The organism is Pseudomonas sp. SIMBA_067 (assembly GCF_046534675.1).
GTDB classification, from domain to species: Bacteria; Pseudomonadota; Gammaproteobacteria; order Pseudomonadales; family Pseudomonadaceae; genus Aquipseudomonas; species Aquipseudomonas putida.
In genome coordinates this window covers 1-278 of sequence record NZ_JAWRYH010000311.1, presented here as the reverse complement: position 1 = coordinate 278, position 278 = coordinate 1, and the positions used below count along the sequence as shown (strand labels likewise).

The following is a 278-nucleotide window of genomic DNA, read 5'->3' as shown; positions in this document are numbered from 1 at the left end:
GGAGTGGATCCGAGTCCGGCCCTTCTGGTCTCGGGTATAGGCACGCTGCTGTTCTTCTTTATCACCGGCGGTCGGGTGCCCAGTTATCTCGGGTCGAGCGCTGCCTTTGTCGGCGTGGTCATTGCGGTAACCGGCTTCAGCGGTCAGGGGCTGAATCCCAATCTCAGCGTGGCGCTGGGCGGCGTGATAGCCTGCGGCCTGCTCTACACGCTGATTGGTCTGGTGGTGATGAAGTCCGGCACGCGCTGGATTGAAAATCTGATGCCGCCGGTCGTGAC

At 61.9% G+C, this 278-nt stretch carries 1 protein-coding gene; it reads left to right on the top strand.

All coding sequences use genetic code 11. The features are described 5' to 3' along the window. Positions 1-278 (top strand): solute carrier family 23 protein (locus tag SB765_RS29235; protein ID WP_410932435.1); only part of this gene is annotated, 278 nt, incomplete at both ends.